9 protein-coding genes are annotated in these 8,771 nt (G+C 70.2%); 6 read left to right on the forward strand and 3 right to left on the reverse strand.

What is annotated here, in order from left to right; all coding sequences use genetic code 11:
* Positions 1 to 188: 188 nt before the first annotated feature.
* Positions 189 to 1,766, forward strand: coding sequence for a SurA N-terminal domain-containing protein (locus D7X55_RS30130; protein ID WP_121724870.1), 1,578 nt, complete (start codon positions 189 to 191; stop codon positions 1,764 to 1,766).
* Here D7X55_RS30130 and D7X55_RS30135 read toward each other — a convergent pair whose 3' ends face one another.
* Complete coding sequence (locus tag D7X55_RS30135) at positions 1,767 to 2,867, reverse strand: sensor domain-containing diguanylate cyclase (RefSeq protein ID WP_120546785.1); 1,101 nt, start codon at positions 2,865 to 2,867, stop codon at positions 1,767 to 1,769.
* 64 nt (positions 2,868 to 2,931) lie between these two features.
* Here D7X55_RS30135 and D7X55_RS30140 point away from each other — a divergent pair, with 64 nt between their 5' ends.
* Positions 2,932 to 3,552, forward strand: coding sequence for a nucleoside triphosphate pyrophosphatase (locus D7X55_RS30140; RefSeq protein WP_120546786.1), 621 nt, complete (start codon positions 2,932 to 2,934; stop codon positions 3,550 to 3,552).
* Positions 3,549 to 4,217: a YggS family pyridoxal phosphate-dependent enzyme gene (locus tag D7X55_RS30145; protein ID WP_120546787.1), complete on the forward strand. Its 669-nt coding sequence runs from the start codon at positions 3,549 to 3,551 to the stop codon at positions 4,215 to 4,217. Before D7X55_RS30140 ends, D7X55_RS30145 begins: the two co-directional genes overlap by 4 nt.
* A gap of 7 nt (positions 4,218 to 4,224) precedes the next feature.
* On the opposite strand, the gene D7X55_RS30150 is transcribed toward D7X55_RS30145, so the two are convergent.
* On the reverse strand, positions 4,225 to 4,446 hold the full coding sequence (locus tag D7X55_RS30150; RefSeq protein WP_120546788.1) for a hypothetical protein: 222 nt from the start codon (positions 4,444 to 4,446) through the stop codon (positions 4,225 to 4,227).
* 293 nt (positions 4,447 to 4,739) lie between these two features.
* On the opposite strand from D7X55_RS30150, the gene D7X55_RS30155 reads away from it, so the two are divergent.
* From D7X55_RS30155 to D7X55_RS30165, 3 genes are read left to right on the forward strand one after another with little or no spacing between them, the layout of a single operon-like run.
* Positions 4,740 to 5,549 carry a DUF3108 domain-containing protein gene (locus tag D7X55_RS30155; protein ID WP_121724871.1) on the forward strand — a complete coding sequence of 270 codons (810 nt, stop codon included), beginning with the start codon at positions 4,740 to 4,742 and terminating at the stop codon, positions 5,547 to 5,549.
* Positions 5,550 to 5,587: 38 nt separating this feature from the next.
* Positions 5,588 to 7,273, forward strand: coding sequence for a DUF4091 domain-containing protein (locus D7X55_RS30160; protein WP_121724872.1), 1,686 nt, complete (start codon positions 5,588 to 5,590; stop codon positions 7,271 to 7,273).
* A gap of 25 nt (positions 7,274 to 7,298) precedes the next feature.
* Entirely contained in the window at positions 7,299 to 8,285 is a 987-nt protein-coding gene (locus D7X55_RS30165; protein WP_233610155.1) for a DUF3108 domain-containing protein, read from the forward strand.
* 89 nt (positions 8,286 to 8,374) lie between these two features.
* Here D7X55_RS30165 and D7X55_RS30170 read toward each other — a convergent pair whose 3' ends face one another.
* Positions 8,375 to 8,725, reverse strand: a complete 351-nt coding sequence (locus D7X55_RS30170; protein WP_120546791.1) for a hypothetical protein — start codon at positions 8,723 to 8,725, stop codon at positions 8,375 to 8,377.
* Positions 8,726 to 8,771 lie beyond the last annotated feature (46 nt).

Genomic DNA, 8,771 nt, shown 5'->3' on the forward strand with positions numbered 1-8,771 from the left:
CAGGGAGAGGGGCTGGCTAAGCTGGCTGAATCGCTTGCATTTTCCGGTCTGTTGTCCTAGGCAGTCAAGGCCCGGATGAGGGGGTGTTGACACTCATGCATCCCCACCGGCCGGGCTACCAACAACACGGCGCCGCGAGACCTTCCGCAAGGTGATTCGCGGGCGCTTCCGACCGTGAAGTGACGACAATGGACGGTTTGAATCCCCGGAAGGTCTTCTCCCTCCTGTTCATCATCGGCATCGCCGTGGTGTTCACGCTCCAGTTCGGTCCGGGCAGCAACGGGTTCGCGGACACGGGCAGCCAGGCGCCTACCGCCAGCGCGGTCGCCACGGTGAACGGCAAGGAGATCCCCCTGCGCGACTTCAGCATGGCCTGGTCGCGCCAGATGAACTTCCTGCGCTCGCAGGGCAACCCCATCCCGGAGTCGGTGGCCCGCCAGTTCGGCCTGGACAAGCAGGTGCTCGACCGGCTGGTGAACGCGGAGCTGCTCGCCCAGTCGGCGGAGCGCCACGGCATCACCCCGTCGGATGAGGAGCTGCGCAAGGTCATCCACGAGAACACCGACTTCCACAGCAAGGAAGGCGCCTTCGACTTCGCCCGCTACCAGCAGGTGCTGCGCGACTTCTACCGCCGCACGCCGCAGGAGTACGAGCAGGAGCTGCGCCGCCAGATGGCCGCCCAGAAGATGCTGGACGTGGTGCGCACGGGTGCCGTGGTGTCGGACGACGAGGTCCGCGCCCGCTACGAGAAGGAAGGCAACCAGGCGAAGCTGGTGTTCGCCCGCTTCCTGCCCACGATGTACGCGGACAAGGTCCCCGCGCCCACGCCCGCGCAGCTGGCCGCGTTCCAGAAGGACCATGAGAAGGAGATCGCCGACTATTACGCGGCGAACAGCTTCGTCTACAACGTGCCGGAGCGGATCCGCGCGCGCCAGATCCTGGTGAAGGTGGCCCCGGACGCCACGCCCGAGCAGAAGGCCCAGGCCAAGGCGAAGGCGGAGGGCTTCCGCAAGGAGCTGGAGGGCGGCAAGGACTTCGCCACCCTGGCCAAGGCGAGCAGCGACGACACCGCCACCAAGGCCAAGGGCGGCGAGCTGGGCTGGGTGGAGCGCACCACGTGGGACCCGGCGCTGGCCGACGCGGCGTTCGCGCTGAAGGCCGGGGAAGTCACGCAGCCGGTGGAGTCCGCGCTGGGCGTGCACCTGGTGAAGGTGGAGGAGAAGAAGGACGCCCAGGCGAAGAAGCTGGAGGACGTGAAGGCCGAGATCGCCACCACCCTCTTCAAGCAGGAGCAGGCGAAGGGGCTGGCCAAGGCGGAGGCGGAGAAGGCGCTGGCGGCGGCCAAGGCCGGCAAGTCCCTGAAGGAGCAGTTCCCGGTGCCCGCCGGTCAGCAGCCCGCGCTCTTGCGCTTCGAGGCGGAGACCAAGCCGGAGGCGGTGGAGACGGACAGCTTCACCGCGCAGGGTGACTCCGTGCCGCACCTGGGTCCGGCGCCGGGCCTGGTGAAGGCCACCTTCGAGGCCAACGGCCCGGCGGTGCTGGGCGAGGTCTTCACCGTGGGCGAGGCGAGCATCGTCGCGCAGGTGGTGGATCGCGAGAAGCCGGACACCGCGGGCTTCGACAAGCGCAAGGAGGAGCTGCGCACCCAGGCCCGTCAGGCCAAGCAGATCGAGCTGACGGAGTCCTTCCTCAAGTCGCTGAAGAAGAGCGGCAACGTCGTGACCAACAACGAGGCCATCGACTCGGTGTTGGGCTCCGCGGGGTAGTCACCCGCCGGAGCGGGCGTAGGGGACCTCGCGAGGGGCCCCCTCCGCCGAAGGGGCCTCGGCGACGGCGATGCCGTCCCGGCCCCGCCCCTTGGCCGCGTACATGGCGAAGTCCGCCGCGCGGATGAGGTCCGTGGCAGTGGTGGCGTGCTCCGGGAAGGAGGCCACCCCCACGCTCGCGGTGAGCGCCACGTCCAGTCCCTGCTCGCGCAGGAAGCGCTGGCCGCGGAACGCCTCGCAGATGCGCTGGGCGATGACCTGCGCCCCTGCCGTGTCCGTCTCAATCAACATCACCGCGAACTCGTCGCCGCCGTAGCGGAAGACGGCGTCCAGGTTGTGGCGGCCCAGGCTGATGAGCAGGTCCCCCACCTCCTTGAGCGTGGCGCTGCCCACCAGGTGTCCGTGCCGGTCGTTGATGGACTTGAAGTGGTCCAGGTCCAGGAACACCAGGGACAGCGGGTGGCGGAAGCGCGCCGAGCGCTTCACCTCCTGCTCCAGTTGCGCGCGCAGGTGCCGCGCGTTGAAGCAGCCGGTGTGCTCGTCCGTGATGGTGAGCTCCTGGATGCGGCGGAAGTTGCGCGCGTTCTCGATGGCGATGGCCGCGTAGTCCGCGATGGCGGACAGGGCGGTCAGGTCGTCATGCGTGAAGCCGGGCTCCGTGGGGCCGTTGACCAGCTCAATCACGCCCAGCACCCGCTCTCGCGCCACCAGGGGCACGGCGAGCAGCGAGCGCGTGTGGAAGGCGGAGGCCTCATCGAAGCGGGGCGCGAAGCTGGAGTCGCCCGCCACGTCGTGGACGAGCCGCGCGACGCCGGAGGAGAACACCGCTCCGGCGATGCCTTCACCGGGGTTGAGCTGCAGGCCCTTGAGGGCTTCGGCGCCCTCCCCCACCGCGATTTCGAAGTAGAGCTTTCCGCTGCGCTCGTCCTGGAGGATGAGCGACCAGTTGCGCGGTTTGAGCAGCGCGCTGACCTTCTGCATCACCAGCGCGAGCACTTCGCGCAGCTCCAGCGTGGAGGTCAACGCCTTGGCCATCTCGTTGTAGGCGGCCAGCTGCTCCACTGTCCGCTTCATGGCCGACAGGAGGTCCGCGGGGTTCATCGAGGTGCCCTCTGGAGCGCAAGTCTGCTAAGGCCCGCGAGCGCGAAACCTCCCGCACCCGCCCATGGATCCAACCGCTCTGTTCGTTCTCGCCTCCGCATCGCCCCGGCGCAAGGATTTATTGGCCCAGCTGGGCCTTCGCTTCACCGTGGCGGCGGCGGATATCGATGAAACGCCGAAGGCCGGAGAAATTGCGCCGGACTACGTGCGAAGGCTCGCGGAGGAGAAGGCCCGCACGGTGGCCGCCCGGCACCCGGAGGCCTGGGTGCTGGCGGCGGACACCACCGTGGCCCTGGGGTCGCAGCTGCTCGGCAAGCCCCGGGACGCGGCCGAGGCGCGGGAGATGCTTGGCCGGTTGTCCGGCCGGGTGCACGAGGTCTTCACCGGCATCGCGGTGGCGGGAAGGGCCCGGGAGGCCCAGGTGGTTCGCACGCAGGTGACCTTTCGCGCGCTCTCGCCAGATGAGATTGCCTGGTACGCGGATACCGGTGAGCCCCTGGACAAGGCGGGCGCCTACGCCATCCAGGGCAAGGGCGGGTTCCTGGTGCAGGGCATCGACGGCAGCCACTCGAACGTCGTCGGCCTGCCGCTGGGAGAGACGCTGGCGCTGCTCCAGCGCGCGGGCATGCCGCTTCCCTGGACGCCCGGCTCGCCCGGCTCGCCCGGCTCGGAGGCTTCGCGATGAGCAGCGTGGCGGACAACCTGGCGCGGGTGCGCGAGCGCGTGGCGAAGGCCTGCGCGAGCGCGGGGCGGCCGGAGTCGTCGGTGACGCTGGTGGCCGTGTCCAAGCTCAAGCCCGCGGCGCTGATCCGCGAGGCGTACGCCGCGGGCCAACGCGACTTCGGGGAGAACTACGCCCAGGAGCTGCGGGACAAGGCCGAGGAGCTCAAGGACCTGGACGGCCTGCGCTGGCACGCCATCGGGTCGCTGCAGACGAACAAGGTGAAGTACGTGGCGCGCGTCGCGCACGCCTTCCACGCGCTGGAGCGGCTGGACGTCGCCACGGAGTTGTCCAAGCGGCGCGCGGGCTCCACGCCCCTGCCTTGCTACGTGGAGCTCAACCTGGGCGGCGAGGACACCAAGCACGGCCTCACCCCGGACGCGCTGGGCGACTTCGTGGCGAAGGTGCGCGAGCTGCCCCACTTGCAGGTGGTGGGGCTGATGGCGCTGCCGCCGCCCACGGACGACGTGGCGCGGATGCGCGAGGGCTTCGCCCGGCTGCGCGAGCTGGCCTCGGCGCACGGGCTCACCGCCCTGTCCATGGGCACCACGCACGACTTCGAGCAGGCCATCCTGGAAGGCGCCACCGCCGTGCGCGTGGGCACCGCCATCTTCGGCGAGCGCGCCTGAAGTCCGCTCACAGCTCGCGGAACCGCAGCCGCCCCTCCTGGTTGACGAGCGCCTTGAACTCGCAGCCGCAGTAGTTGCAGCGCACCTCGTCCCCGTCCGTGAACGTGTCGTCCACGGGGTTGTTGGCGTTGCAGCCCGGGCAGTCGAACTCATCGAACACGCGGATGCCGGCGCCCGCGCCGCTCTCCTTGGCGAAGTCGTCGTCGTCGAACTGGAAGTCGTTGGCCATGGGCCCGGACGCTAGCACCGGGCACCCCGTCCGGGAGTGCCTTGCCGGGCATGCAGGCAGGCGCGCGCGACTGTCCGCCATTTGTCAGCGGGGCTTGGGGGCGTGTACCCCTGCGGGCCGCCATTTCCGTCTCCTGCCGGCCGTTCCCAGGGGCGTCCGGAGGGCGGCCGGACGGCTTTGAATGCTGTCCCACGGCCGTCCGTCCTGGAAATGTCCGGTGGTGGGGGCGGTTGAGCGGCACGGTTGGCTTGGGCGGGCCGGCCACCTAACTTGCAGGCAAGGGAGCACACCCGATGCGCGGTCTGTCCAGGTGGGGGTTCACGGCGGCGGTGGTGGGACTCATGGGGTCCACGCTGGCGCATGCCCAGGAGCCCACCGGTTCGGCGTTCGGCCCGGGTGAGCAGGCGCAGTACCGGGTGAAGTACCTGGGGCTGACGGCCGGCACGGCGACGGTGACGGTGGGCGCGCCCATGACGCAGTGGGGCCAGAGCGTGTGGCCCATTGTCTCCACGGCGAAGTCCGACGACCTGGTGGGCGTGTACCCCATCAAGAGCCGCTTCGTGACGTACTGGAACGCGGGCAGCCAGCGGGTGACGGGGAGCGATCTGCACTCGGAAGAGAACCGCAAGCGCCGCCGCCAGCGCATCCAGCTGACGGCGGACGGCGCGGGCGCGAAGGTCATCAAGCAGAAGGAGAGCGACCCGCCGCGCGAGTCGGAGCACACGCTGCCCGAGGGCACCATGGACGTGGCGGGCGCGACGTTCGCGCTGCGCGGCCAGGAGCTGGTGGTGGGCCGCTCCTATGCATACCCGGTGTTCACCGGCAGCAAGCAGTTCACCCTGAGCGCCACGGTGGAGGGCCGCGAGACCGTCTCGACGCCCGCGGGCGCGAAGGACACCTTCCGCGTGCGCGTGCGCACCGACTTCGGCGGCAAGCTGGAGTCCAAGCGCGACATGGTCGCGTACCTCACCACGGACTCGCACCACGTGCCGGTGCGCATCGAAGCGGACTTCGCGCTGGGCACCGTCGTGGCGGAGCTCACGGACTACAAGCCGGGCCGCGTGGTGGCGGCGGTGGCCCGGGCGGACAACTCGGGCGACTGAAGTCAGCGTCGTCCGCCAACCAGGGGAAGGCAGGGGGCATGGGCGTGGGTTGGGCATGGGCAGTGGCGGCGGCGCTTTCCGCCGCGCCGGGTGGCGTGCAGGTGGTGTCGCCCCTGGTGAAGGTGCGGCCGGACGCGACGCCCAAGGGCGCGAAGGAGGCCCGCCTCAGCGCGGCCCGGGGTGAGTGCGAGGGCACGCAGCTGGTGCTCCCCCAGGGCGTGACGCGCGTGACGATGCAGCCCCTGGCCCTCAAGGGGCCGGGCGCGCCGCTCACCGTGGACGCGTGGCGCGAGGTCTACATTGACGTGAAGACGCCCTCCAACGGCGAGGGCAAGCCGGGGCCGTGGCCCGACGCGCTGGTGCCGCTGTCCGCGCCCGGCAATCCCAGACATCCGACGGTCGTCTACGTGGAGGTCTGCGTTCCGGCGAAGCAGGCGCCGGGCACCTATACGGGCAGCCTGACGGCGTCGGTGGACGGGAAGGAACTGCCGGCCGTTCCGTTCAGCGTGGAGGTGCAGCCCTTCGAAATCCCCGCGACGTCGTCCCTGCCCAACAGCTTCGGCGTCTCGCTGTACAGCATCGCGAAGGGGCACGGCATCGCGGCGGACTCCGCGGAGGCGAAGGCGCTCCTGCGCGAGTACGGCAAGGCGCTGTTGGAGCACCGCGTGAGCGCGCACGGCATGGGCATGGACCCGCCGCCGGTGAAGTTCCAGGACGGCCGCGCGCTGCTGGACTGGACCGCGTACGACGCGGAGATGGGGCCCTTCCTGGACGGAAGCGCGCTGCCCTCCGGCGCTCGCTTCACCACGACGGACGTGCGCGACAACCGCAAGGCGTCCACGGACGCGGAGAAGTCCGCGTACTACCGCGCCTTCCAGAAGCACTTCGAGGACAAGGGCTGGAAGGCCCAGCTCTTCTTCTACGCCAAGGACGAACCGAAGCCCGCGGACTTCCCGCTGGTGAAGGCGCAGGCGAAGCGCGTGCGCGACGCGGGCGGCTCCATCCCCGTGCTCGTCACCACCGCGCTGAACCCGGCGCTCCAGGGTTCGGTGGACATCCTCACGCCCATCATCAACTGCTTCTATCCGCGCGAGGGCCCGCAGACGTGCCACCACGTGGCGGATGCCGCGACCGCGCGCTCGAAGCTGCCCTCCAGCGCGAAGGTGTGGTGGTACCAGAGCTGTATGGCCCACGGCTGCACGGGCGGCCCGCCTCCGGACAAGACGCTGGACAAGGCGTACAGCGATTGGGCCTCGTACATGGTGGACCACCCCGCCCCGCTCAACCGCGCCATGGGCCCGCTGGCGTTCGGAAGCGGCGTGGACGGCGAGCTCTATTTCGACACCGTCTTCGCCTACAACACGAAGAAGGACGTCTGGGCGGACCTGTTCGAGTTCGGCGGCAACGGCGACGGCACCCTCTTCTACCCGGGCACGCCCGCGAAGCTGGGGGGCACCGAGCACCAGCCCGTGGTGTCCCTGCGGCTCAAACACATCCGTGACGGCCTGGAGGACTACGAATACCTGCGCCTGCTCACGTCGCTGGGCGACGGCGCCTTCGCGAAGACCGCGGCGAAGCGGCTGGCGAAGTCCGGGTACGAAATCTCCCGGGACCCGGCGGAGTGGGAAGCGGTGCGCAGGGAAATCACCCAGCACATCGTGAAGCGGCAGTCGGCTGAACAAGCGAAGGGCTCCGGACGTCGGACTTCCGGGGGAACCCCGTAGTCACTCCCCCCTGGGAGGAAGCAGAATGAACGCCATGCGCAACCTCGTCGCGGCCTGCCTCGCCTTCAGCGCCCTCAGCGCCATTCCGGGTCAGGCCCGGGAGGCCCAGCCCCGCCCGTTGAACGTCCCGCGTCCGCCCACGATGCGCGCGGCGGACCCCGCGGAGGCGACGGATCCGGCGAAGGCCGCCGCGACGGCGGAGAACACCGGCGATGCGTCCTCCGCCCCGGCCGCCGACGAGCCCGTCGTCGCCGTGAAGCCTTGTGAGCAGGGCCTGCCCACGCTGCGCACGCCGCTGGCGTTCAAGCCGGGGGAGCTGCTCGAGTTCGACATGGACGCCATGGGCGCGAAGGCCGGCCGGCTCACCATGCGCGTGCAGCGCCCCGCCAACGGCTCGCTGCCCGTGGTGGTGGAGGCGCAGACCAATACGCTGTTCTCCAAGGTGCGCCGGGTGCGCGGCAGCGCGACCAGCTACCTGCACCCCAAGACGCTGCGCCCCTCGCGCTACACCGAGGAGGCCGTGGAGAACGAGCAGCGCCGCAAGGTGAACGTGGACTTCGGCGCGCAGGACAAGAGCGTCAAGGTGGACTACCAGATTGGGGACCGCCCCAAGGGCCACTTCGACTACGCCTACGACAAGGACGGCCTGGACGTCGCGGGCGCCATCTACCTCATCCGTCAGCTGCCCATGAAGAAGGACCTGCCCGTCTGCTTCGACGTGTACGGCATCCGCCGCATGTGGCGCATGACGGCCACCGTGGTGGAGCGCGAGCACGTGTCGCTGCCCCTGGGCGAGTTCGACGCCTGGCACGTGGCCGGCACCGCCACGCGCCTGGACCGGCCGTCGCAGACGCGCGACGTGCACGTCTGGATTACCGACGACGAGCGCCGCCTCCCGCTGGCCGCCGTGGGCGCCATCGACCTGGGCGCGGTGCGGCTGACGCTGTCCGGCGTGAAGCGCCCCGGTGAAAAGCCCATGGAGGCGCAGGGCAAGGAAGATCTCAAGTGGTGACGCGGGGCTGAGACACCGCCCCCGGCCCGCCTCCCCCTGGGAGCGCGGGCCTTCTTATTGCGTCAGGCTTGAGCTGGGTTCGCGAAGTCTCAGCCGTGGCGGATCATCCCGGCGGCCTGCGACAGGCGGCGGCGCAGCTGCGTCACCACCTCGTGCAGGTCCTCCAGGCGCTGGAGCACGTGCAGGTCCTCCGCCGCGTTCATCAGGGCCACCGGCGTCAGCTTCTCGCGGTGGAGGGCCAGCAGCAGGTCGTAGAAGTGGGCCTGCACGTCGCCCAGGGCGTCCAGGCCCTCGCGGAGGTCGTCCTCCATGAAGTCCAGGAGGACGGTGGCGTCCTCGCGCGCGGGCAGCGTCCGGGCCAGGCGCTCCACCGCCCCGCGGACGGGGTCGGTACGGCGCAACATCGCGGGGGTGGCGAGGGCTGCGACGGGAGGAGACATGCCCCGGACGCTACAGGCACGTAGCGCCCGGTCAATTTTCCCACCC

The organism is Corallococcus sp. AB049A (genome assembly GCF_003668885.1).
Classification (GTDB): domain Bacteria; phylum Myxococcota; class Myxococcia; order Myxococcales; family Myxococcaceae; genus Corallococcus; species Corallococcus interemptor.

What these genes read in the sequence shown, in the direction of transcription:
- D7X55_RS30150 (WP_120546788.1), bottom strand. Translation starts at nt 4,446, where the DNA reads ATGGCCAACGACTTCCAGTTCGACGACGACGACTTCGCCAAGGAGAGC.
- D7X55_RS30155 (WP_121724871.1), top strand. Translation starts at nt 4,740, where the DNA reads ATGCGCGGTCTGTCCAGGTGGGGGTTCACGGCGGCGGTGGTGGGACTC.
- D7X55_RS30130 (WP_121724870.1), top strand. Translation starts at nt 189, where the DNA reads ATGGACGGTTTGAATCCCCGGAAGGTCTTCTCCCTCCTGTTCATCATC.
- D7X55_RS30145 (WP_120546787.1), top strand. Translation starts at nt 3,549, where the DNA reads ATGAGCAGCGTGGCGGACAACCTGGCGCGGGTGCGCGAGCGCGTGGCG.
- D7X55_RS30140 (WP_120546786.1), top strand. Translation starts at nt 2,932, where the DNA reads ATGGATCCAACCGCTCTGTTCGTTCTCGCCTCCGCATCGCCCCGGCGC.
- D7X55_RS30160 (WP_121724872.1), top strand. Translation starts at nt 5,588, where the DNA reads ATGGGCGTGGGTTGGGCATGGGCAGTGGCGGCGGCGCTTTCCGCCGCG.
- D7X55_RS30135 (WP_120546785.1), bottom strand. Translation starts at nt 2,867, where the DNA reads ATGAACCCCGCGGACCTCCTGTCGGCCATGAAGCGGACAGTGGAGCAG.
- D7X55_RS30165 (WP_233610155.1), top strand. Translation starts at nt 7,299, where the DNA reads ATGAACGCCATGCGCAACCTCGTCGCGGCCTGCCTCGCCTTCAGCGCC.
- D7X55_RS30170 (WP_120546791.1), bottom strand. Translation starts at nt 8,725, where the DNA reads ATGTCTCCTCCCGTCGCAGCCCTCGCCACCCCCGCGATGTTGCGCCGT.